Source organism: Vibrio sp. KUL70 (assembly GCF_059725515.1).
This window is the reverse complement of the sequence record NZ_AP045834.1, coordinates 959351-983767: the sequence shown is the minus strand read 5'-3', so window position 1 is coordinate 983767 and position 24417 is coordinate 959351. Positions and strand designations below refer to the sequence as shown.

Genomic DNA, 24417 nt, shown 5'->3' with positions numbered 1-24417 from the left:
TTAGTTTTCCTCGGGTAATACTTGATGGTGTTTCTCGGACCAGTCTTCGATTAGGCAACACAATGCGTTGCCGTTGGGCTCCATATCCGGTTTTTCATCCCACTCTGTATAAGTCGCTTCCATCATCGCTAAATGTCGTTGGTATTCTTCGATCTTTTGCTTGGTTTCTACGATTTTATCAGTCAGCATTTGCCTCACAGCAGGGCAAGGAGTCTGCCCTTGCTCAGAGTAATCAATGATTTCTTGAATCTGACTAAGGCTAAAACCAATAGCTCTTGCATGAGAAATGAACTTCAGGCGATTAACCGCACTTTGCTGGTATATCTTGTAGCCATTGTTAGGATCTCTCTCTGCATAAAGAAGACCTTTTCGAGTGTAAAACCTGACTGTTTCAGCGGTCACACCCGCTACTCTCGCAATTTCAGTTGTCAACATAACCAACTCCTCTGAAGGTTTAATGCACATGAGACTTTGTTCGTTTTATGTTGCTAGCCAAAAATAAAGGCGACTAAAAATATAATCACAAACAACCCGATGAACAGTTTTAACAACAACTTAGGGTCACTGCTCCCACCATTTGGGGCTTTGTTACAACAACTCATAACTCTCTCCAATTCGTAATTAATGATGTATTAGTTGTAGCTTAAAACCTATGTGTTAGACATAGGTCAAGCATATTGAGAAAAAATCTAAGAGGAGTTTTATTGATGAGTGCAAGAGTTGTGGGACAACTAATATGATAATCGCACGAGTATTTTTTAACTGACGTGGGGACAAAGATAAATTTATTTCCGTATTAAAAATCACCCCCGATAAAATCGACCAACTAATAAAAAACCATCAAGCCTAAACATGATGGTTTTGATTATCTACTGCTTGTTCAGCAGGTAGGTTGCTTTCTTCCTGACCTATTCTTAGCTGCCTATTCGGCAGGACACATGATGATCGGAAATGCAGTACCGCCGGAAATTTTCTTAGCTGCCTATTCGGCAGGACACTGTAGAATATAGTCTTTAACTATCTCATTCTGTATGCTTAAAGTCACAATTCACCAAAATACCCTTTTTCTTCTTACTTCTGTAGCCCTTGTTTTTACTTCTCTAAAAAAGAGCTTTAGAAAAAAGGTAAAAAGCGTAACTCAGGTACCGTGCCTTTTCTTTCTTGATTGGTGGCTAAACCATAGCTATTAAAGTTTGCTGCAACGCGCTCATCGACAAACTCCTTTTGCACGAACAAAATATAATCTTGCGCTGAGGAGCCGCTAGAAACTGGGATTCGATGAAAACTCTCGATGACTCGCTCTTCATTAGTGGCTGGTAACGATGTTCCAGCGCCAGATAGTTCCACTCTCGCCATGCTACGTTTGATTCGGCGTTTCTTAGAGCCTAAAAAGCTTTTCCCAATCGTTTGATTACGGGTAAACCTTACCTCTAAAGCATTGGCTGGAACCTCACATACACTAGAGATCTCAAATAAACCTTCATTTACCATCACAGAGAAATAGGGCTGAAAAGAGAGCCCAACCATCATCTCTTTATCTTCGGCAACAAAGGCAATAGTTTGGCCGACTGTCGATTCATTCCAATCAGGAAAGCTCACACCAATCCTATTCATCGCTTGTCGGTTATTGACCATAAACAAGTGCACTTGAGATATACACCGCCCTGCCAATAATTCATGGTCGGCTTGTGCAGGCATGTAACGTATTAAGAAATAGTAACGCTTAGTCATATCTATCCCTTACTTCGCTTTGGAACAATTGAAGAGACCACCTTTAATCAAGACCGACATAATAAAGTGCACGTCATTTGGGATGGTCTGAGAAGCTATCATTGTCTCAATCCAATTCTCTGTATTTCTGACTAACTGGTAAAAGTCATTCCCATAGGAAACATGTCGCCTTGCTATAACGTACTCTCGGTCAGCTCCATACTCATTCACTCTTAAGGGCTTATCTGCATCTTCATGCCACCAATCGTCAATCGATTGCAACGCTGCACCAATTTTTTGACCATGAAATGCAACAGTTTCCTTTCCGTTTAATAGTTCGACAGTAGCTAACTGCTTGGTAGGAACACCATCTTCTCGATCATCCAAGAACTCTTGGCTTGGGTAAACCTCATCCCCCCAACCAACTCCAATTTTAGCTTTGACATCCATGTAGAAATATTCGGTCGGGTCAGATAGGGCTCGCATCAAATAGGCTGTGAGCTTTTCTAGGCATTCTGCTGAAGCTTTATCCCAATGACCATACCAAGAAAGCCTTGTTGCGTTTTCTACAATCAAGGTTTGTGAATCACTGGTGGCCACTTCTATCGACAATTTTCGACACTCTCTGTTTCTCCAAAGCCAAGTACCAAGCAGAATGTTCTTCGCGTATCTAAGAGCAAGTTCCTGATACCCATTGAGCTCTTGATATGTTTTCGCAAGTAACGAAAGTTTAGAGCGCGCTTCGTCATCACTACAGGTATCTGGAGTTAGAGAATTGGCTCGAATTCGAAGGGAGAATGCACAGTAGATATCATCGACACCAGGTTTTACATAACACTCTTCGATAAACTGTGGATTGGAGTAAGCTAAATCTTGTGGAGCAACATTCTTTTTTACGAACTTACCTCCTTTATAGGCTTCTGAATAACCACCTTTTGGCGCACGCAACCTAGTCCTATCAATGTCAAGGGGACACATCTCACCACTTTTAGATAGATAGTAGAAATATGCTTTGCCAGCAGAGAGTGATCGAACGTAGTTTAACTGAGTGCAAAGTTCCATAAACGATTAATCCCTATAGTTTTTTTATAAGAATAGTTTCGCTACTGCATTCTATCGACCAAAAGGCATGGTTTAAAAAGTGATCTCTTCCACTAGAACGTACTTCTATTGGATTCACCTTTTTAGCTAACCCTATGGCGTTCTCTGCATACGCGTGACAATCAGTGATCGAGTTGCACCGTTTAGTTGGACGTTCTAACAAATGGTAGCCAATAGAAACTGGCAAATTATCGGCATCTTTAGTCACTAAACGCTCTAGTTCATCAAAGCTACTCGGTTGGCTCTCACTTGGGTATAACCATCGCCCGTATGCGGGTAACCCCTTTATGACGTGGAAGAGCTCGCTCCTACTGGTAAACGTCTTAAGCCACTCAACCTGTGTCGAAAGCTGTGGTTGGTATAATGCCCCTCCGGCGAAAGCAACGGGAAGTGCCGTTTTAAGCGCGGACTTAAAATCTGAAATTCGGCTGTCGCTATGTACTCTGATAACTAAGTCTATTTCTAGGTCCGCCAATCGTTCACTACGAATGGTTGGTCGCTTAGCGTTCGAAACCGTTCGTGCTTTGGCGACAGAGTTGGGTTCGGTAAGCTTCGCTGTCGGTTGAATCTTCTCGCTTCGAACATAAAAAGAGAAACTCGAAAACTCAAACGGGGAATCACAATTAACTAGCTTATTAAACTCTCTTTGGTAATGGTGCATGAACCCCCAAATAGCCGCCAAAGAAGGAGCACCACACAGATATGGGCTACTCATTGCGACCGCATCTTGCACTCTCATTGATGACAAATAGATATACTGCTCACCCGTTACCTTATCTTCATTGCCATTTGGTTTACTGAGCTGTTCAAGTATCCATACGATTTGGGCTTTGATGACCTGCATTAGCTTAGGATGATAGGCAAACTTGGCGGCATACTTGTTATTCTGAAACGCGAGATGTAAGCAACGGTTAAACTCGCTAGCTAAAGAGCCCAAATCCGATTCTGGTTGGGTCAAAAAGGCTTGAGCCAAAGTGTCATCATGTTCCAATTGCTGTTGATTAGGGTCAACATCAACGATATCTCTTAATTCAATTAATGGAAGCATCCACAGGGCTATCTGCTTTCGCAATATCTTACTTCTAACCTTACGAGCGCTCTCCCTTTGCTTCTGTGTTTTTGATGGCTCTGAACCAATTAGATGATTTAACACCTGACAGATTTTAACGTTAGTTACCTGATGGTCATCAAAGTAGTGGCCACTCTTTTTGCGACTTTCAGTTAACGTCCCACCCTGCGCTGGTTTGACGTCTAACGGGTAGTTTAGGACTTTCATATGCCCACCTAAACTGCCACACAGATTCCCGATACTTGCCGAGTTTGGCAGCGATGAAGACACAAAGCTGAGCTTACTTTCTCGACTTCTCGATCTCACTTCTAATTCTCTTTGGATGGCATGACTGACCACTGGGGTCACCGAAACATAATCCCCCCCCCATGGAAACCGCAGTTGCTTGCTGTAAGTGCTGACACTGTCAGGAAAACTATTTTCAGGAAGTTGTTCTTCAATTGTATGTTTTAAGCGAGCAAGTGACTTAATGCCTAAACCAAATTCTTTGAGCAGCTCAACCCAAACAGAGGTTTCTTGCTGAACAAGTAAAAGAAGACACTCGGACTGTGATTGCCAGCGGAAAGGATTCAATAACCACAATGTATGGCGATACACTGCAGAATTATGCGCCCACCCTAAGCGTTGCTCTAATACTGCGCTTGAAATCAATGCCTCGGTTGTCAAAAGAGGCTGTGCAATTATTCGCTGAACTTTAACTCGGCAGTCTGGAAACTTGAGATTATGAGTGTGGAACCACTTAATTTCATCAAGGGATGCCTCTAGGCTCTCTGCGGCTTTTAAATGCCTTTTAGCACGGGCAACATCCAACCAATCCGAGCATCTATCTGATTGATGGCTTGAGCTGAGATTGAGCAAGATCGTTAACGCTTCTTTTTCACACCCTTTGACACAGACATCTTCCGTATAGGGCATGAACATCTTCTTTAGCGTAACCTGCTTTACCGCTTCGTCTTCAATTGCCAATAAGTCACTTAATTTCGTCATAATTACCACTCTGGCAAATACACATTTAAGCCATCACTTTCAGAGCTCATTCGAGTCAGCTTTGTCTCGATGACACTTCGTAAAGTAAACGCCGATTCATGACTCGCTATCTTTGTATGCATTCTCGGCCTAATAACGGCTTTGATCTCACCAAACTCATACAACCGATATACCTCATCTGTGGTGCAAGAGAGCAATGTAGAAGCTTCTAAGGGACTGAGCAGTACATCACCAATATTTCCTTTCACGCTTGAAGGTACTGCTGCCATCAGCTGTGTAAAGTAAGCTAACACCTGAGTAAGCACGATATTGTGACTCAACTGCCGACTAGGTAACTGGCGACAATCTTTAAGCAGAGCACCAAAAGCTTCATTGAAAAACACCTTTTTCCAATCTTTTACTCGAACAAGTTCTGCCTTCTCTTTCAAAACATCGAGGTCTTGCCACAGTGCCGCTGGCCAAGCGCAACAATATTCAATGAATGACTCAAAGCTAGGGTCATCGATATCACCATAACGATTTACATACCAAAGTAAAAAGCCATAGCGCTCGGATAACGTCATTTTCCCCGTTAACAATCCCAAGAGTTTTGAATCGCTTCCTGACAACCATTGAGCGACCAATACCTCAACCTCTTGCGCATCCTCTACTGGCGAGTTTCGGAGTTCATAACCGCATTCACACTGACTAATACTCTCGGTGCTTTGGTATTCAAGTCTCGACTTACACTCAGGACAGTGATGAACCAGTTTACAGCCATGGTGTTCACAAGCTTGGTGAGAGATAAATTGCCACTGCTGGCGAATGTAGGGAGCTTCGTCAATACACAGAGGACAAATAGGCGTGAAGCATTTGCGGAGAAAAGCATAAGGGTAGTCAGCACCAAATCTATGCACAGCTTTGTATTGCGGAGAGAATTGAGCTTTTGAATGTGATAGCGCTAGGCGAAGTACGCCAAAGTTATTGAGCTTTAATTGGTTCTCAAGGTGGATAAGAACCCGCACTCGCATTTGGCTTGTCGTTTGAGCGTGGTAGATATTGACGCGATTGAGCTCTAAGGGGAAAGCACCAGCAATCGCCTTATGCTGATCCATGGTGTCGAACCAGATATCTTCGGCAAAATGAGAAAATCGCTCGTAACCTTGCTCTTGCGATAAACGCAACAAGAAGCTTTCGAGCGATTCGTCAAGGTAAAATTGAATGTCCGTTTTCACATGCCACCACTAAAACTTAGAATTGCTAAGTTTTAGTATTGAAGATCTTTCGTATATTGCAACCATAATATTTATTTTGTGCTGTGATGATGCATTTCTGCCTAACTGATAGGGCTTTCTAAAAATTTCGTAACGAAATACTTTTTAGTTGAGCAATTTGATAAAAATGGACTCCCTCACTACTTTAGCAACGTTATCTATTCTATAGTTTTCATATGAATTAATCGGAACCACATAGAAGTCATTTGATATGGTCAAACTATCCTCAGTTAGCCCTAAAGTGTTGCTATTTCTTTTCATATTACTCACATCTTTAACATTCGGTGGTATATCACTCTATGTGCTTTCTAATCATAGTCAATCGACTGCCAAACAGTTACAAAAAGGCAACAGCAGTTTCGAGATTGAATCCGCTAAAATTTTTATGGAAAAGTATCTAGAGGTGGCGGAGGACCGCATTGTATTAGCCTCTCAACATCAAGGAGTGATTGACGCCGCATCACAATCGAACATAGAACGCCTTTCTTATCACCTAGAGCGCTTCAAAGGGCAAAACCAATCGATGCAATTTGCAGTCCGAGACCGTACAGGGAAATTATTGTTTGAAGATACTTTTCGCCACCCTGCAGCTAAACAAGAACAAGCAATCTTTTCTGCAATCGCAAATCAAAACGTGCATGAACGTATATTGTATCTTTTGCATGACGATACTAACCATATTTGCATAAAACTGTTTATGCCTTTGTATCAATCCGGTGAGTTTACTGGTGTTATATATGGGGAAACTGCCGTTGACTACGATGACTTTTTTGGATCATTTGTAACAAATAGGGAACGTTGGTATGAATTGAGCCAGACGGAGCCTCCAGTTGCTTCTCTAGTAGAGACAAACCGTAAACTTGAGCACAACCATCACTCATTTAGCTCACACGCAAGTAAATACAATGAAAAGGACTGGTTGCTAACTCAAACCCCCCTCGCTAGAGGCAACTTAGTGTTAACCCAAGGTATCAGTCGCTCTTTTCTTAAAGAACAACTATCAACTCTTAAAAGAGAACTATTGAATGGACTTTTGATCGTTCTAATCACTAGTTCTATTTTGGTCTTTTTACTGGGCCAAAAGCTATTTGTAAACCCCCATAAGGAGTTAGAAGGATCAAAGAAACTACTAGAAGAGTCTAACAAATTACTAGCAGAAAGAGAGCATGATAGCCACCTTCTTGCAACAGTAGTCAAAGCTGCAAGAGATGCCGTTGTTATTACTGATAAAGAAGGGCGTATTGAGTGGGTCAATAACGCTTTTGAGGTCATGACTGGGCATCAATTAGACTCGGTGAAAGGTTTGACGCCAGGTTCATTTCTTCAAGGTGAGGACACATGTAATGAAACAGCAAGCCGAATTGGCTCTGCACTGAAGAAAGGTAAACAAGTTAAAGCTGAAATTTTGAATTATACAATTGATAAAGTGCCTTATTGGGTGGATATTGACATCGTGCCTTTACGTAACGAAGACGGCGAGATTGCACATTTTATCGCGATTGAACGTGATGTTACTGACTTCAAAAAGCTTGAGATTGAGCTTGAAGAGCAAGCGAGCAAAGCACATCAGGCCAATCAAGCGAAATCACTCTTTTTGGCAACGATGAGCCATGAAATTAGAACCCCTATGAATGGTTTACTTGGGCTCCTACAGATGCTTGTAGACGAATTAGAGCAAGAACAACAGAGAGAGGTTCTGAGATTAGCCCTAGGTTCAGGAGAACATTTGATAGCAATTCTAAATGATATTTTGGACCTAGCTAAAATAGAAAACGATAGCCTTGAGATTGATCAGCACGCATTTAAAATGTCTGAAATTATTAGTCCAGTATTAAACACTTACCAAACTTTGTGTTCGGAGAAAGGCCTTAAGTTCAATCTGACCGATCATTGCGATCCGTCGTTAACATACTACGGTGACTCTGTCCGAATCCGGCAAGTACTACTTAATTTGGCTGGAAACGCAATGAAGTTTACTGAAAGTGGTTCGATTGATATTGATATTAAACAATTAAGTCATTCTAAAATGGAGTTTGCTGTTCAGGACTCGGGTATTGGGATCCCTAATGATAGGTTGCAATCAATCTTTAATGAGTTTGAACAAGCTGATATATCAACAACGCGAAACTACGGTGGCACCGGGCTGGGGCTAGCAATTTGCCACAAGCTTGTAACATTGATGAATGGTCAAATCAGTGTGGAAAGTGAGCTTTCTAAAGGAAGTCGATTCAGTTTTGTCATTGACCTCCCTACAATTGCCCACTCGGATGAGAAGAATACAGAATCTCAGGTAGTAGACCTATCCCAATTTAAAGCCCTTGTTGCTGATGACAACAAGATGAACCGGATTATCGCCAAAGGTTTTTTAGATAAGTTGAACGTTGAATGTGTTACTTGTGGGGATGGGTTTGAGGCCTTGAGTCATCTGGAGTCAGGTAACTTCAACCTTGTAATCATTGATAATCACATGCCGAAAATAAGTGGTGTGGAAACGGTTAGGAGAATACGAGAAGCAGTTAAAGGTAACATTGTAGTCATGGGGTGGACTGCAGATATTATGCAAACGTCAACGCATGCTTTCTTAGAGGCTGGAGCGGACGAAGTATTAACTAAGCCTCTGATAAAAAAGGATCTCATAGAAGCACTTTCTCGACATATCAATCAGGTTAAAGCAATAGATAAAGCAAGCTAATTGTCTCTTGTAGCATATTGGTCACGTGCCAATAACAAGTTCAATCAAGTTATGGGGTATTACCACACTCGGTGAGCTTTCAGTTACAAGTTAACGAGGTTACTAGTTGATTTGTTTTGTCCAAGTACGAATATCAAATTAGTACTTGGACGAATATTCTTCAGTTCAAAAAAGCTGACAATACCCTTTTCTTAAAACTTCCAAAGCAAAGCTCCCTGTTGAGCGACGAGAGGGGGTCTAGACTAAAATCTAATCTGTCACCCCAAGCAACAGTATTATCCACCTTAGTAGAAACCAAGCCACGTAGCTCTTTACTTTGATGATCCGATTTTAATTCACTATGTTCGTAAGTAACAAAATGTAGATTCGACTCTACTAACATACAAACTTCTGGAACATCCTGTTCAATTCGTTCAGCAAACCCAATCAAACTTTCTTCGGCAAAGGTATACAACCATGCTTCTTGGTTGGGTGAATCATTAACTCTCAATATCCTTCCAAGGACTTGTCTAAAGTAAAGCTCTGTTTTGACCGAACTCATATGACAACAAACCTGCAGCCGAGGGATGTCCGTGCCTTCACTGATCATTCCAACACTGACTATCCACTGAACATTCGAATGACGAAAAGACTCAATTTCATTCAACGGATTATCATGATGATAAGTCACTATGCATGCTGACTGATTAAAGTGCTCAATCAGTCGCTTTTGAATATGTTTAGCGTGCTTGATAGAAGCAGCGACGACTAAACCACCTGCATTTGGGGACTCTTGTCTTATTTGGGCTAGCTTTTGGCAACCGTTATTTAGTATGTAATTCATAGCGTCTTCGTTGTGGATGACGCTTTGATAAGAGACATCGGATTGTTTAAGGCAATCAAGAATAGAGGCGAAGTGTTGATTGTCACTGCCAGCCTTAACGCTCAGGTGTTCATTATCGATTAAAACGATTTTAGGGCGGCGGCATACCTTATCTTCAACGGCCTGTTGCAAGCCGTATTGGTAATCGCAAACAACCTTGCCATCAGGACCAGAATACTCGGCCATAACAATCGGCAGTCGATCAGAACGCCAAGGAGTGCCGGACAGCGCCAAAGTATAATGAGCAAAGCCTTGGATCTTCGAGACAATTTCTAGCCCCCATGAGTTTGACCTCCCTTCGTCATCAAACGAACAATGGTGGGTCTCATCAAATACGACTAGTACCCGATATTTACTGACAGTGTTCCAGAAGTTTTCATCTAAAAAACGGATGGATTGATAGGTATAAGACCCACCTAAAGAGCCCAAGCCTCCATTAAAGGAACATTCCAGTTTCCATGAAAAGGTCTTTCTCATTCCTTCAGCGACCGAAAGTGATGGTGAGAAACAGAGCACTAAGTCAATCATACCTTCTTGAAAAAGACGCTTAGCAACCTCTGCAGCCATAACAGTTTTACCTGCTCCTGGAGTCGCTTGACAGAAGAAGTGTGAACGTTTGTTTGAAGTGAATTTATCGATAACTTGAGCTGCACATTCAGCTTGCCATGTTCTTAACATTGGGAAGCCTTGCTTTGGGCTACTTGCATCCAGTTGGTTAGTGCATTGATTTTGCCCAATAGCTTAGCTGATCGCTCTCTCGCTGCATTGAATAACGGCTCCATATCATGTTTGTTGTTTGGAAAACGCGTTAACAAAGATTGATATTCCTCAATCTCGCCCAAAGTAATCGCTAACTCACCTTCATGTTGTTTTTTCTCTTGTTCTAGTGCATTTAGAGAGAACTCCGGAGTTTGAACAGTTATTGAATCAACGTTTGCTTTCTTATTTCTAGCTGCTCGAGGCTCAATTGTGAGCGCTTTGAATTCATTAGTTTGATGGTAACGCTTCCCTCTACGAGCCCCAATGGCAGAAAGCCAGCCTTTCTCCTCAAGTGATAGAAGTTGCTTATAAACATACTTTCGAGCTTCGTCACTGCTCGTAAAGGTTGAAGTACCATTTAACAAAGCATCCCTAGCTTCTATAACAGAGAAATTGTCCATCCCTTTTTCAATCAATAGGTTAAACATATGAGGGTTAATTCTGGTTACTTTCTTCATGTGACTCTTACATGCAATAAAAACTTAGGATTGCTAAGTATACAAAAATCAGTAAAACTTAGACAATCTAAGTTATCTAAAGGTTGAAAAGAAATGTGTAAGTGCAGAAAGACAACCCAATCCCAGCGAGGCTCAAAGCTGCGCGTAAAAAAGCCAAGATCACCCAAAAAGATTTAGGGGTGAAAATCGGCATGGAACCAAGTTCTGCTAGTGGGCGAATGAACCATTATGAGAAAGGTAGACACGTACCGGATATTGGTACACTCGAACGAATGGCTGAAGAGTTAAATGTTCCCTTGAACTATTTTTTCTGTAGGAACGAATTAAGTGCTGAACTGGCGTGTGCCATTGATAAGATGAGTGATGAAGAGAAAAAGGCGCTACTGGAAAACCTAAATGGCGAAAGTAATCTCTAAGCTTTAAGTCCGCTTTTACTCAACAACATGCTCAACGGAATTGCATCTGTAAATCGCGGGGCAAGTATTTTATCTTCTGCGGCAATAGCATTTAGGTTGTACGCAGAGCCAGAGTCAATTTGATGAAGACGAAGCTCCTCTACAGGAGCATCAAATGGGTTATCCAAATAGGGGAACTTAAATGAAAACGTGCGCGACAATATCGCTTTGTCTATCGTATCAACGTTGTCATTGAAACTCATCAGTAGTGCATCTTTCAGGAAGTGCTTCAACGCTCGGCATTCTCCCTTACACATAACAAACAAAGGATATAAAACTTCATTTTTTGTAAGCACTGGCGGTTCATCAAAACTCATTCTCGCACTCAAACCCGCGACAAATTTCGCAAAATGCTTTTTTTGTTCCAAGTCAAAAGCATAAGATGCCGTTCCACTCGAATAACTGTTAGCTTTCAAGATCTTGAAATACTCAATCTTTCGTCTCCAACTTAACCTCGAGTTCCATTGTGGCTCTGTCGCTATCACATCGGCATAAGGCATACCAACCAACACAAACGAGACTTTTGCTTCTTCACTTATATATTTGAACGTATTAGCAATAGCTTGCCTTTCTTCTGCTGTAGAAAATTCCACAAGCTCTTGAATTTCATTGACGATAATCAGCTCAACAGATTTACGTTTAAGTTGCGTTACGACTGCCTCACCAAGGGCAATTTCATTAAGTCGACGGGTACCTCTTCCGCCGGACTTTCCATTTAAATCGACTAAAAACTGCGTAAGCGTACTCTGTTCATTTATGCGACTCGGCACTCTGGTGCTAAGAACAGGTTGCTTGCTCCAAGTTGAACTCGACGGAAAGCGTGATAGGTAATTATTAATCAAAGCCGTCTTTCCACTTCCGGCCTCGCCTGTTAACAAGAAAGACTCTGGTTCACCGCCAAGGGAGTGATTAAAACGAAGTTGATCGAAAATAGAGTAGATTTCAGTTATTGCAGGGTATTCGATAAAACAGGTTTCGAAAGATCTTAGCTGCTCAAACTGACTAGATGTTAAGTTCAAATTAATACCCCTCAATATCTTCGAAATCATCATCAAATAACTGCTCTGGGGCATCGAACACTGAGGTGGTATCTTGTTTATCTGGAGTCGTATTAATTGAGCTTGGCCCTTCAGAACCTACATCATTAAACTTTGCTAACTTCGAAGTATTGCCCGTTTTAGGCAAGCTAGCCTTATTACTTTTTGCATTGCGGAATCTATCAGTTTCTTCCTGAATACGATTTTTCATATATAAAAATGTATCTGCAAGCGACTCATCATCAGCAAGTTGTCTGATGTTAAGCCTGCGTACTCTCTGTATGCGTTCGTGCTCAAAAAGTGATAGACCACTTGTATATCCGGTGTTGTCTACCGCTGGAACTTTTATGTACTTCTTTTCCGATTCTAGATAAACATGAATAGAGCTGATATCAGAAGGGTCTGTTTTGGTCTTAACATACAGCTTTTTGCCATTGTTGGACGCCCAATATTTACGGTATTCAATAAGTTCTGAGGACTGATAGCGGAGGTTATGAAGCCTGATCCCTGACACTCCAATGGTTCTGTGTCTAAGTAAACCTAGCTCAACTCTCAACTGCTCCTTCTCAGCACCACTGTAGTAAGAGGGAGTCCACTCCGATTGTTTCCACTTGTGGTATGGAATGTCACGTTCTCTTGAATCAGGTGCCATATGGTAATAGTCGACAATCCATTTATGAAGTAGTTCTAGAAATACAGAAACTCTAACCACCGCATCCTTCTTTGGGTTGTAATCTTCTAGTTGAGTAGGGTTGGTGAATGTTTTTCCAGGTAGTGAGTTCACTAACCCTTTATTCATCTGGTCAAAGAGTTTTTCGATCCCTGACTTTCGCCAAGGTTTAGCAGTTTGACTATATTGAATGTCAGTTACAAATGGTCTTAAAGAATCTTCTAAGCTATCGGTCCAAAATTCAGCGCCATTATCAACAACTAGGTAGTCAATCTTTCCGTGACATGGCCAATCATTCTTTATAGAAGGGTAGCTATTTTTTAACCAGCTTTTATCTATTAGAGTATTAAGCAAAGCCTTCCGCACAGAGTCGAAACTGGGATCTCTAAAATTCACACTCAACCCTACGATACACTTACTGAAACGATCATAAAGCATAGTCAGGTAGGGGCGCCCCAAAGGAATATCCAACTCATCATCAATCAAAATCACTGGTACTGGGGTATGGTCAATTTCGACATATTCCATTGGTTTGGTCGCAGCTACTTGCTGACCAACCGAACGAAATTCTCGGTCTGCGTATCGTTTGCCAAACCTTGCGATCGCGACCTCATATGGAGGTAAGCCGTGTATTCGATTGTAAAAAGAGCGCTCTGAAATTGGTTTAATTTTCCCCTCAACAATCCCACGATTTATTTGAATCACTCGACTCTTATAGTATCGGTATGCTTCTGCAACGCTAAGTCGCTCACGTGTCAGGTATACGTTCTGAATTGCCTCGTCAATCAAGGATTGCGAATCCATTTCTTTTTGGCGATTGCCCTTAAACGTATGCTTCGGAATAAGTGCACATGGGTCTTTACCCGCTTCAAAATAATATTTTTTCCAAGTTGCTAAAGTTCGCCAACTCGGGGGAGTGAGCTGTAATTCTGGTTCAATGAGACTTAAAATAGGGTTCAAGTTTTTCTCGGTCCATCCACCTTTTAAACGCTTCTCCACGAAATCGATAATTTTAATACGACGGATAACTTCTTTCTGTACCTTCGGTGATTGAGAATCAATAGTTGAAGAGATTTCAATAGGTTCTTGAATTAGCTCTATTGGAAGCGGCTGAGACCCTCCCTCTGAAGCTTCAAACTCATCAAAGAACCCAAATATGTTATTAGAGTCCGATGACATAGTTAACACCAAACGTAAGTTTCGAGCCCAAAGCCAATATTATTGAGGTCTGTTTTAACTTGCCCTGAAGAGATCCAAGGTAGAGTAGAGATAAGTGTGTCCTGCTCCGATAAACCGAAATACAAAGACACTTCTTGTAACTTCACCATTTGTTTACGTTGAATAAACGCCAACACTAACTTTTGAAACTCAGTCACGGTTCGCAATCCGGAGTAACGGTGTAGTAGCTTGAAGTTATCTAAAGTTGGTCCCATTCTAATTTGCTTCTCAGTAACTAAAACCAAGCGTCTGTTAAACTCACTGAACGCAACTCTTTGTTTTTCTTCGAATCGGTCCCTGAAGTTAGGTTTGAGAATCTGACTGGAGTGTTTTACTTCGAAGAAAGTTGAATGATCATCGTGATCTGTCGCCAAAAAGTCGGGGGTATATCGGCACTTTCGATTATTAAATTGATAGTGGAAACCAAAAGGTTGGGACGTAAAGCTTTTGATGTCTGCGTTATATTCGAGGTGAAAGCAGAAATCGAACTCTAAAATGGAGAGAGTACGAACAACCGCATCATTCTTCAAGCTCATGAACTTACAGATGTTGTGTACGTGAGATGATTTCTTGGTTTGGTCGAACATAGCAAAATCACTTTTGTTGTAAACCTACAACAAAAAATAGACTATGAAGACTTATGGTGCAAATATGAAGAAAGCCTGCAATTTATGCGAACATATATTGCAGGCTTCATAAAGGGTGGGAACCCAGCCACATCCCGGCACACAAGTCACTCGCTGCGGCTGCTTCCTTCCGGACCTGACCGAGTTCACGAGCTATTGTTGCGAGAGGACCAGGCCCCCATAGATTCGTTTTCTAAGAGGCTTGCCTCAAAGAGTGACTGGATTATTAAGCATCCCCGCAACCATTGCAAGCCCTTCCACCCTATTTTTGAACAATTGTGGTCTAAGTGCTTATCCTTTATTCAAACCACGAGTAAATCGCAGGGAAATTGGTCATTTACCTACGATTAAGGTGGAGCAATAGTCATAACAAATGCACGAGTCACTCGCTTATATATCGATGTCTTCGTTATCTTCTGTGCGAATGATGTAGTCGGTCATCCATGCCGTGCCTAACAGACACAACCACACCACAAATACTGGGCTCGGTACTTCAATGCTTGGTGTGACCACTAATGCAGCAAAACCGGCAGTGGGCAGTGTCCAGCACAACAGCTTATTCCAACGGAAGGTTTTGAGCTTAGTCATCGCCTCCATTGACGCCATGATGCCCGTTACGCATAAGGCTACTAGCGCCGCGTAAGGTAAGTCTGCTATCCAGAGTGGCAATATTAGAAACAGTGACCACCAGCTGTGTCGACTGGCCGGTTTGAGGTGATTCGCTGCCCACCAGATAACTATGATTGATAGGGTTTGAAGAACCGTAACCCAAGGCGTACCATCAAGCTTGCCTGCAGATTGAGTCACCATAATGCCGACTTGTAGAGTCGTGACAATTAATCCGGATACCATAACCACTGACAAGCTGCTACGACGAGAGAAAACGACCATCAGCAGAGGGAACAACACCCAAGCACTGACTGATAAGGTTATCGGCTGCATTGGAAGTGTCAGGCCATAGACGGTCATTGAGGCAAGTAGAGCTAAGCCAGCGACTCCTCCTTGAGGTAATATCCATAACGCAGGGATAACCATAGCTAACACTGGAATATCGCCTTCACTTAGGCTAATGGCTCGGGCACAAACAACCGCCAACAGGGTTGTCACTAAGAACTGAAACGTTGAAAATACCATAGCTCTCTCCTTCTACCGATCCGTGGTATTAATGAACTAGGAATAGTTAGTATGGACCAATTTTTACCCCAAATCTTTGCTGTAATTCACCAAATTCCCTATGGGAAAGTAACAACTTATGGAGACATAGCACGTTTTTCGGGCTTTCCAGGTTATGCGCGTCACGTAGGCAAAGCTTTGGGCAATTTACCAGAGGGAAGTCAGCTCCCTTGGTTTAGGGTCATTAATAGTAAAGGCGAGATTTCGCTAAAAGGCGAGAACTTCGAACGACAAAAGCGTCATTTAGAGGCGGAGGGCGTTGAAGTGAGTGAGGCGGGAAGAATCAAGCTCAAAAAATACAAATGGCAGCCGTAACGCTGCCATTGCTTTTCATTTAATCATTATCTGGTGCAGCGAACTAACGCACGCCAACCAAACGCAAATTGAGTGACTCTGTATTTGCTGCATCAGTGATCACTGGAGCTATCGTGTCTGTAGTAAAGCGTAACTTGTCATCAACATGAATGGTTGCACGTACATTGTAGCGATGATTATCCGCAATTTGGCTCGCGTCATACTTTAATTCAAACGCAAACGGCACTTGTTTACCATCGGTTGTAAACTCTTGAGTTGCCAATACCTTTGAAGGTGCATCAGCCAATGAGATATCTTCCAGTGTTACTGTTACCAGTGCATTTTCAGGAAGAGCAATGCGTTCTCGATAACTTACCGTACCCGTCACCATTTTGATGTTCTCTGCGACAACTTCTTGGGGAGCCTCACTTTGTTCCGTAGTTTGGCAGCCCGATAGGAAGCCAAAAGAGATTAAAGACGTTGCAATTAATAAAGCCTTTTTCATAAGATATTTCTCTCAATGTGTTTGCAGGATTTAGCAAAACTGTATGCTAATTATAAGAGAGCTTTCATATTCTGTCTTGAAACCCTATGATTTATTGACAGATATTTGACTGAGCAGCCTGGTTAACCCTTTAACCTGCTCTCATTTTATTAAGAGGTACTCTGGCAATGAGTCAACCACTAAAAGAATTACTACGTTTACTTCAGCTAGAAAAACTGGAAGAGGGTCTCTTCCGAGGACAAAGTGAAAACCTTGGGCTGCCACAAGTCTACGGTGGACAAGTACTTGGACAAGCCTTGTCTGCTGCGCGCTACACGGTAGAGGAAGATCGCAGTGTCCACTCTTTCCACAGTTACTTTCTGTATCCGGGCGATCCGGAGAAGCCAATTATTTATGATGTAGAGAACTTAAGAGACGGGCGCAGCTTCAGCACTCGCCGTGTTAAAGCGATTCAAAATGGTCGCCCTATCTTCTACCTCACCGCTTCATACCATGGTGATGCTGAAGGCTTTGAACACCAAAACACCATGCCTGACATTCCAGGGCCAGAAAACTTTGCATCAGAGACAGAGCTTACGAGCCATATCGCTGAGTTCTTACCTGAGAAGCTAAGAAAGACTTTTTGTGGCGAGAAGCCAATTGAGATGCGCCCAGTTACGGTTGTCAATCCACTCAAACCTCAGAAAGCAGAACCAAAGCAGTACCTTTGGGTTCGCGCAAATGGCGAGATGCCAGACAACCATCTGATCCACCAATACTTACTGGCTTATGCTTCTGACTGGGGCTTTCTTGTGACGGCACTTCACCCTCACGAAGTTTCTTTAATGACACCTAACTTCCAAGTAGCCACGATTGATCACTCAATCTGGTTCCATCGTCCATTCAAGATGGATGAGTGGCTGCTTTACGCGATAGAGAGTCCTACAGCGAGTAATACCCGAGGCTTGGTACGAGGAGAGATCTACAACCAGCAAGGTCAATTGGTTGCAACAGCCGTTCAAGAAGGTGTGATGCGCTTTACTAAATAACTCTCGTGAAGTCTTAGCCTGCATTAACAAACCAATAAAACAAAGGGTTTGAGTTCTACTCAAGCCCTTTTCAACTTTGTCCTACTTAATTAAACGGCGAAAAATCTCTCTATTTATTACAACGGCAGTGCGGTTGTGTACTTCAAAGGTTCCATCGCAAATGTAGAAGTGACATTAGAGAGGCCATCCACACTGTTCACAAGTCGCTTATAAAACTCATCAAAACACTTCATGTCTCTAACCTGAACTTTGAGCATGTAGTCATATTCACCCGCCATTCGGTAGAACTCCATCACTTCCGGGAATTCCGAAACTGTGCTGACAAAACGTCCGTACCATTCATGTGAGTGGTCGCTGGTTTTAACCAAAACAAATGCCGTAAATGACAGATCCAGCTTCTCAGGGTTGAGCAGCGCGACCCGTTTTTCGATTACCCCCTCCTCTTCTAAACGCTTAAGACGCTTCCAACAAGGGGTCGTGGTTAGGTTCACAGCTTCCGCAATATCGTTAAGTGACAGCGTGCTGTCTTGCTGAAGCAAACGCAGTATATTTTTGTCCGTAGCATCAAGCATTTTTCAATAAAACCCCTTCAAATAGAAAATTTTTCTATCAAGTCATCAATAAACAGTAAATATAGCAAAGTTTTTCTCTGCAGATCTCGTTAATTTAATGGCATAGCAAACATAAAAAGAATAACGTCAAATTCGTGGAGATTCCCTATGTGTACTGACCATAAATGGATTAATAACGCCATTCGCAAAATCGAAGCAGACTTTCAACGCTCTGCTGATACTCACCTTATCAAGCTTGATTTGCCGAGTGTCGAGGGCATTGATATCTACCTAAAAGATGAAAGTACACACCCTACGGGTTCTCTAAAACACCGCTTAGCGCGTTCACTTTTCCTATACGCGATTTGTAATGGTTGGGTTGGCCCAGAAACAACGATCATTGAGTCATCGTCTGGCAGTACCGCAGTATCAGAAGCGTACTTTGCTCGTTTGCTCGGTCTGCCTTTTATTGCGGTGATGCCAAAGTGCACAGCCAAGAAAAAAATTGAGCAGATTGAGTTCTACGGTGGCCAAGCTCACCTCGTTGATCGCTCTGACCAGATCTACGCTGAATCTCGTCGCCTCGCGAAAGAGTTAAATGGTCACTACATGGACCAATTCACCTATGCAGAGCGAGCAACCGACTGGCGTGGTAACAACAACATCGCCAACTCGATTTTCAACCAGATGCAAATGGAAGATCACCCTATTCCAGCATGGGTGGTGATGAGCCCTGGTACTGGTGGCACCTCTGCAACCATTGGTCGTTTCATCCGTTACCAACAACATGAAACAAAACTGTGTGTGGTAGACCCAGAAAACTCGGTATTCCACGACTTCTTTAAGACAGGCAACGTAGAACTCACTGGCGACAAAGGCAGTAAGATTGAAGGCATTGGTCGCCCACGTGTTGAACCAAGCTTCATTACAGGTGTCGTCGATGAGATGCGTACTATTCCAGATGCAGCAAGTATTGCGACAACGCACTGGTTGTCAGAGCTGCTTGGCCGTAAAGTCGGCGCTTCAACAGGTACAAATATGTATGGTGTATTGCAGTTAGCGAGCGAGATGAAAGCACGTGGCGAGAAAGGCTCTATCGTAACTCTGTTGTGTGATAGCGGTGAGCGTTACCTAGACACCTACTTTGATAACGAGTGGATTCGTGAAAACATCGGTGATATTGAGCCGTTCGCGGAAAAACTCAAAGTGTTTAACCAAACTGGCGAGCTGTAAATATTCGATTGCTTAGATCACGCAGGAAGGCTTACAACGAAAAGCGGCATGAAAAGGTTCATGCCGCTTTTTTAATATGGATCGAGTTGTTTACTCAGGCTTTTGCTTCGCTTCGAACGCGGCTAGCTGCTCTGGTGTCGCTTTTGGTTGGTGGTTCTGTTTCCACTCGTCATAAGTCATACCGTACACTCGCTCACGAGCATCATCGATATCGATGTCTAGGCCTTGTTGCTCTGCCTCGGCTTTGTACCACTTACTGAAGCAGTTGCGGCAGAAGCCCGCAAGAATCATTAGGTCAATGTTCTGAACGTCTTTGTTATTATCTAGATGTGCCAATAGACGACGAAAAGTCGCCGCATCCAGCTTGTCTTGTTCTTCTTGAGACAGATTTTTATATTTGAATTCAGCCACTTTACATTCCTTATTTTTTCTATTTGTATTGAGCTCTATTGTTATACAAAAAAAGCCTGCTGTTCGCTAGGAACAAACGCAGGCTTTTATAGATTGCTAAGTTAAATTAACGATCAACCATGTGAAGTACGACCAACCGTGTCGTGACTCAGGGCTTTGTTCAATTCAGCCTCTACGTGACCCGGAGATCGCGTCGCACCTGAGATCAAGCGATACATCGCAGGGATAACAAACAGCGTCACCAGTGTCGCAAAACCCATACCAAAGAAGATAACCGTACCTACCGCGACGCGGCTTTCGTAACCCGCTCCGGTCGAAGTAATCAACGGAATGGCGCCAGCGAGTGTGGTAAACGCTGTCATCATGATTGGACGCAAGCGACGTGCAGATGCATCCACAATCGCCTTCTCAAATTCAATGCCACGGTCACGCAGTTGGTTGGCAAACTCAACGATCAAGATACCATTCTTCGTTACCATACCGATCAACATGATCATGCCGATCTGACTGTAAACGTTCAAACCTTGGCTCATTAGCACCAAACCTAAGAAGCCACCGAAAATCCCCATAGGTACGGTGAACATCACCACTAACGGGTTGATGAAGCTTTCAAACTGCGCCGCTAGTACGAGGTAAGCAACCAACATTGCCAAAGCAAACACAACAAGGATGCTCGATTGGTTCTCTTTGAAGTCTTTAGACTCGCCAGAGTAGCTCACTGAAATATCGCCTGGCAGCATCTCAATCGCCTGCTCATCAAGGAAATCAAGTGCTTCACCTAGAGTGTAGCCATCCATCAAGTTTGCCGTTATGGTGATCGACTTCTGCTTGTTGTAGTGAGACAAACGAATAGACGAAGCGACTTCTTCAATTTTAGTCAACGTATCCAAGGTGACGAGTTCACCCGACGGGGTTCTCATGTATATCTGGCTAAGATCACTCGCGTTGTTGAAACTGTTTTCATCGCCACGCAGATACACGTCATACTCTTCCCCGCGTTCTACAAAGGTAGTTTCACTCTTACCGCCGAGCATGATCTCTAGCGTGTCTGAGATGTCAGAAACACTAACGCCTAATTCAGCAGCGCGTTGCTTGTCGACAGTGACCAACAGTTCAGGCGTCTTCTCTGAGTAATCGATGTCGGCACCTTCCATCATTGGCGAATCTTCAGCCGCTTGCTTTAAGATCTCAGCCCACTTTTGCAGTTCAGGATAATCAGAGCCACCAAGCACAAACTGAACAGGCTCGCTTGAACCGCCACGGAAACCCGGCATGAATGGGAAAATACGTACATCTGGAATGCCCGTCAGTGCTTTTCTCACTTGGCCTAGTGCTTCTTGAGCGGTCGTTTCACGTTCATTCCAGTCTTCTAGAATCATGATTACGAAGCCAGTTTGGTCACCTGCGTTACCGCCAAATGCTGGCGATTGTAAGCTAAACGACTTCAAGAACCCTTGACCTAGTAGCGGCATCAAACGCTCTTCAACCAGATCCATGTTGGCAGACATACGGTTATAACTGGTTGCGTCTGCGCCACGAACAAACGCAAAGATCACACCTCGGTCTTCTTGTGGTGTTAGTTGTGCTGGCACTTGTTGCATTAAGCCATAGCTACCACCCAAACACGCGATAATGATGATTGGTGCAGCCAAGCGCCAACCCAGCGCGCGGCGCAAGATACTGCGGTAACCTTTCTCTAGCTTGCCGAAAACATGCTCAACGAAGTGGTTAAAGCGATTCGGTTTCACGTTAGCTTTTAAGATCTTACTACCTAATACCGGCGTCAGAGTTAAAGCAACCAGCGACGAGAAGATTACCGACATTGCCAATAACACGGAAAATTCAGTGAACAGTAGACCAACCATACCGTCCATAAAGGAGATAGGTAGGAATACCATCACCAGCACTAGCGTGGTCGCAATAACGGCAAAACCAACCTCGCGCGTGCCTTTGTAAGCCGCAAGCAGAGGCGATTCACCCCGCTCGATGTGGTGGAAAATGTTCTCGACCACAACAATAGCGTCATCGACAACCAGACCAATCGATAAAATTAGCGCCATCAAGGTGATCAGGTTAATCGAAAACCCAAAATAGTACGCCGCAATAAATGAAGATATTAGAGATACAGGCACGGTTACCGCAGGAATCAAAGTGGCACGTGCTTGTCCAATAAACACGTATAGCACCAAGATCACCAAACCACCTGTGATAAACAGCGTGCTATACACCTCTGTAATAGAGCGATCGATAAATACGGTTGAGTCGTAGTCAATGGCTAAACGAGTACCATCCGGCAAGAATTTTTGAATATTCTCCACTTCTTTATGAACAAGGTCAGCCACTTCTAGCGGGTTCGCATCCGACTGCGGCACGATACCCATGCTCACATTGACGATACCGTCACTCTTAAAGGTCGAGTTTTCGTTCTCTGCGCCAATATAGACATCAGCGACATCTTTTAGGTAGATCGGTGAGTTGTCCGATGCGCGCTTAACAACCAGATACTCGAAGTCTTCCGCTTGGGTATACGAGCGCGCAGTGCGAACCGACATCACAATCGCATCGTTACGTACCTCACCGCCCGGGCTCTCAATGTTCTCATTGCGCAGTGCAGTCGTAATGTCCGTTGCCGTCACACCGCGTCCCGCCATTAACTCAGGCTTAAGTTTGACGTACATAACCTTATATAGACCGCCCGAAATATCGACCGAACTGACGCCTGAAATCAGACTGAACCTATCGATTAGCACACGCTCGGTGTAGTCCGTCAGTTGGGTTCGGTCCATTTCAGTGGAGCTGAGGTTGATGTATAACGACGCTTCACCACTACCGTTGTTCTTATAAACAATCGGATCATCCGCTTCATCAGGCAAAGAACGTTGAGCGCGAGCAACCGCATCACGAACATCACTGACACCCGTATTTAAGTCATAACCTAGCTCAAAGGTAATTGTGATACGTGAAGAGCCGTTTCGGGTCGTCGATTCGATTTCATCAATCCCGCTAATTCCGGAAAGCTGGTCCTCTAAGTTAGAGGTGATCTGGCTTTCAATGATGGTCGCAGAAGCGCCTTCATAGCGGGTACTAATAGAAACAACTGGGCTCTCAATATCGGGCATTTCTCGTACGGCAAGTTTGCTGAACGAAACGATACCAAACACCACTAACAGCAAACTGAGAACCAGCGCTGCTACTGGTCTTTTTACTGAAACATCAGATAACAGCATTAGTTAGCTTCCTCTTGCTGAGGTTGACGCTTTGCTGATGTTGTCACACCAAGCTCTTGAACCTGAACGCCATCTCGCATGTTCACAATGCCTTGAACCACAATCTTGTCACCAATGTTGATGCCTTTTTCGATAACCACTTCATTATCAATACGAGCACCTAAGAATACTTCTGTGCGCGTCGCTTTGTTATCTTCACCGACGACATAAACGTAACGCTTAGTGCCAGAGTATTGCAGAGCCTGTACAGGGATAATCGGCGCTTCAACGGGTGGAAAGTCCATCTCGGCAGAAACCAGCATACCCGGTTTGAGGTAGTCGTTCGGGTTATCGAAGTGAATACGAACACGCAAGTTCAGTGTTTCAGTGTTAATACGAGAGTCAATACCCACCACAGTGCCAGAAAACTCGGTATCACCCCACGCACTTGTACGCGCTGTGACTGTCATCCCCTTTGATAGCTTCGATAAATAACGCTCTGGCACCTGAAGATCTAACTGCATGACAGATAAGTCATCGAGCGTCACCAATTCAGTGCCTGAACTGACTAATTTGCCTCGACTAAAATCGATAAAACCAACGGTGCCGGAAAATGGTGCTGAAATATGAAGGTCTTTTAGATTGGCATTGGCTGCCGCCAGTCTTGCGAGTGCAATCTCGACACTGGTCTTCTGTGCATCAATTTCAGTTTGTGTGATCGCGTTTCTTTTTACTAAACGCTCAAATTCAGCCAATTTACGACGCTCGTCTTTTAGATACGCTTTTGCTTCTGCCACAGCTGCCTTAGCTTTATCGTCATCCAGTTGAACCAGTAGCTGCCCCTTTTTGACTTCTTGATTGGCTTTAACGTGAATAGAGTCAACTTTGCCAGAAATCTCAGACGAGACGATTACTGATTGCTCAGCTTCTAGCTTACCGACAAGGGAAAGGGACTGGTTCACTTGATGAATATCGACCTGTTCAGTAACGACAGTCACTGCGCTTGGTCCCATGCGCTTAGCAACTACGGCTGGAGACGCCAAGAGAATAGATAAGCTAAGTAGAGATAAAATGGATTTATGTGTCATAACGATAGTCTGTAAGTTAGATTCGAGATCT

At 43.3% G+C, this 24417-nt stretch carries 21 protein-coding genes and 1 other RNA gene; 5 read left to right on the top strand and 17 right to left on the bottom strand.

Features of this window, described 5'->3' with window-relative positions; genetic code table 11:
* The 5 genes from AC6I7V_RS04525 to AC6I7V_RS04505 all read right to left on the bottom strand — a co-directional run bounded on the left by AC6I7V_RS04525 (position 1) and on the right by AC6I7V_RS04505 (position 6081).
* Entirely contained in the window at positions 1–435 is a 435-nt protein-coding gene (locus tag AC6I7V_RS04525; RefSeq protein ID WP_253895671.1) for a MerR family transcriptional regulator, read from the bottom strand.
* A gap of 678 nt (positions 436–1113) precedes the next feature.
* On the bottom strand, positions 1114–1731 hold the full coding sequence (gene cas6f, locus AC6I7V_RS04520; RefSeq protein WP_152471224.1) for a type I-F CRISPR-associated endoribonuclease Cas6/Csy4: 618 nt from the start codon (positions 1729–1731) through the stop codon (positions 1114–1116).
* Positions 1732–1740: 9 nt separating this feature from the next.
* Complete coding sequence (csy3, locus tag AC6I7V_RS04515) at positions 1741–2772, bottom strand: type I-F CRISPR-associated protein Csy3 (RefSeq protein WP_152471225.1); 1032 nt, start codon at positions 2770–2772, stop codon at positions 1741–1743.
* A gap of 13 nt (positions 2773–2785) precedes the next feature.
* Complete coding sequence (locus tag AC6I7V_RS04510) at positions 2786–4867, bottom strand: type I-F CRISPR-associated protein Csy2 (protein WP_498011410.1); 2082 nt, start codon at positions 4865–4867, stop codon at positions 2786–2788.
* A 2-nt stretch (positions 4868–4869) separates the two neighbouring features.
* Positions 4870–6081: a TniQ family protein gene (locus AC6I7V_RS04505; protein ID WP_152471226.1), complete on the bottom strand. Its 1212-nt coding sequence runs from the start codon at positions 6079–6081 to the stop codon at positions 4870–4872.
* A gap of 250 nt (positions 6082–6331) precedes the next feature.
* Here AC6I7V_RS04505 and AC6I7V_RS04500 point away from each other — a divergent pair, with 250 nt between their 5' ends.
* Entirely contained in the window at positions 6332–8812 is a 2481-nt protein-coding gene (locus tag AC6I7V_RS04500; RefSeq protein WP_498011409.1) for a PAS domain-containing hybrid sensor histidine kinase/response regulator, read from the top strand.
* Positions 8813–8972: 160 nt separating this feature from the next.
* On the opposite strand, the gene AC6I7V_RS04495 is transcribed toward AC6I7V_RS04500, so the two are convergent.
* Both AC6I7V_RS04495 and AC6I7V_RS04490 read right to left on the bottom strand, forming a co-directional pair.
* On the bottom strand, positions 8973–10352 hold the full coding sequence (locus AC6I7V_RS04495) for a DEAD/DEAH box helicase (protein ID WP_498011408.1): 1380 nt from the start codon (positions 10350–10352) through the stop codon (positions 8973–8975).
* Positions 10346–10891 carry a VspR family transcription factor gene (locus AC6I7V_RS04490; protein WP_152471229.1) on the bottom strand — a complete coding sequence of 182 codons (546 nt, stop codon included), beginning with the start codon at positions 10889–10891 and terminating at the stop codon, positions 10346–10348. Before AC6I7V_RS04490 ends, AC6I7V_RS04495 begins: the two co-directional genes overlap by 7 nt.
* 101 nt (positions 10892–10992) lie before the next feature.
* Between AC6I7V_RS04490 and AC6I7V_RS04485 the strand changes: the two genes are divergently transcribed.
* The gene (locus AC6I7V_RS04485; protein ID WP_152471230.1) at positions 10993–11307 is read left to right on the top strand and encodes a helix-turn-helix domain-containing protein; all 315 of its coding nucleotides are present in this window, start codon (positions 10993–10995) and stop codon (positions 11305–11307) included.
* Here the strand turns inward: AC6I7V_RS04485 and AC6I7V_RS04480 are convergent.
* From AC6I7V_RS04480 to AC6I7V_RS04460, 5 genes are all read right to left on the bottom strand, one after another.
* Entirely contained in the window at positions 11304–12398 is a 1095-nt protein-coding gene (locus AC6I7V_RS04480; protein ID WP_172974337.1) for a TniB family NTP-binding protein, read from the bottom strand. The two genes, AC6I7V_RS04485 and AC6I7V_RS04480, sit on opposite strands and share 4 nt — an antisense overlap.
* Positions 12367–14232, bottom strand: a complete 1866-nt coding sequence (locus AC6I7V_RS04475) for a Mu transposase C-terminal domain-containing protein (protein WP_498011407.1) — start codon at positions 14230–14232, stop codon at positions 12367–12369. The genes AC6I7V_RS04480 and AC6I7V_RS04475 overlap by 32 nt, the downstream gene beginning before the upstream one ends.
* 2 nt (positions 14233–14234) lie before the next feature.
* On the bottom strand, positions 14235–14858 hold the full coding sequence (locus AC6I7V_RS04470; RefSeq protein WP_498011406.1) for a Tn7 transposase TnsA N-terminal domain-containing protein: 624 nt from the start codon (positions 14856–14858) through the stop codon (positions 14235–14237).
* 118 nt (positions 14859–14976) lie between these two features.
* Positions 14977–15073, bottom strand: an RNA gene (gene ffs / locus AC6I7V_RS04465) — signal recognition particle sRNA small type.
* A 214-nt stretch (positions 15074–15287) separates the two neighbouring features.
* Entirely contained in the window at positions 15288–16031 is a 744-nt protein-coding gene (locus AC6I7V_RS04460) for a VP0952 family biofilm-associated protein (RefSeq protein ID WP_498011405.1), read from the bottom strand.
* A gap of 51 nt (positions 16032–16082) precedes the next feature.
* Here AC6I7V_RS04460 and AC6I7V_RS04455 point away from each other — a divergent pair, with 51 nt between their 5' ends.
* Positions 16083–16385 (top strand): MGMT family protein, encoded by a 303-nt coding sequence (locus AC6I7V_RS04455; protein ID WP_255231089.1) that lies wholly within the window; start codon positions 16083–16085, stop codon positions 16383–16385.
* A 43-nt stretch (positions 16386–16428) separates the two neighbouring features.
* On the opposite strand, the gene AC6I7V_RS04450 is transcribed toward AC6I7V_RS04455, so the two are convergent.
* Positions 16429–16869 carry a YbaY family lipoprotein gene (locus tag AC6I7V_RS04450; RefSeq protein WP_372069023.1) on the bottom strand — a complete coding sequence of 147 codons (441 nt, stop codon included), beginning with the start codon at positions 16867–16869 and terminating at the stop codon, positions 16429–16431.
* A 167-nt stretch (positions 16870–17036) separates the two neighbouring features.
* On the opposite strand from AC6I7V_RS04450, the gene tesB reads away from it, so the two are divergent.
* On the top strand, positions 17037–17897 hold the full coding sequence (gene tesB / locus AC6I7V_RS04445; protein ID WP_498011404.1) for an acyl-CoA thioesterase II: 861 nt from the start codon (positions 17037–17039) through the stop codon (positions 17895–17897).
* Positions 17898–18013: 116 nt separating this feature from the next.
* On the opposite strand, the gene AC6I7V_RS04440 is transcribed toward tesB, so the two are convergent.
* A complete protein-coding gene (locus AC6I7V_RS04440) occupies positions 18014–18469 on the bottom strand; it encodes an Lrp/AsnC family transcriptional regulator (RefSeq protein ID WP_255231092.1) in 456 nt (151 codons plus the stop codon).
* A 147-nt stretch (positions 18470–18616) separates the two neighbouring features.
* Here AC6I7V_RS04440 and AC6I7V_RS04435 point away from each other — a divergent pair, with 147 nt between their 5' ends.
* Positions 18617–19681, top strand: coding sequence for a PLP-dependent cysteine synthase family protein (locus AC6I7V_RS04435; RefSeq protein WP_498011403.1), 1065 nt, complete (start codon positions 18617–18619; stop codon positions 19679–19681).
* Positions 19682–19771: 90 nt separating this feature from the next.
* Here the strand turns inward: AC6I7V_RS04435 and AC6I7V_RS04430 are convergent, their stop codons facing one another.
* The 3 genes from AC6I7V_RS04430 to AC6I7V_RS04420 form a co-directional block, all read right to left on the bottom strand.
* A complete protein-coding gene (locus tag AC6I7V_RS04430; RefSeq protein WP_032549579.1) occupies positions 19772–20092 on the bottom strand; it encodes a DUF1244 domain-containing protein in 321 nt (106 codons plus the stop codon).
* Between the two features lie 113 nt (positions 20093–20205).
* Entirely contained in the window at positions 20206–23319 is a 3114-nt protein-coding gene (gene vexH / locus AC6I7V_RS04425) for a vibriobactin export RND transporter permease subunit VexH (RefSeq protein WP_498011402.1), read from the bottom strand.
* Entirely contained in the window at positions 23319–24386 is a 1068-nt protein-coding gene (locus tag AC6I7V_RS04420; protein ID WP_255231095.1) for an efflux RND transporter periplasmic adaptor subunit, read from the bottom strand. The genes vexH and AC6I7V_RS04420 overlap by 1 nt, the downstream gene beginning before the upstream one ends.
* Positions 24387–24417 lie beyond the last annotated feature (31 nt).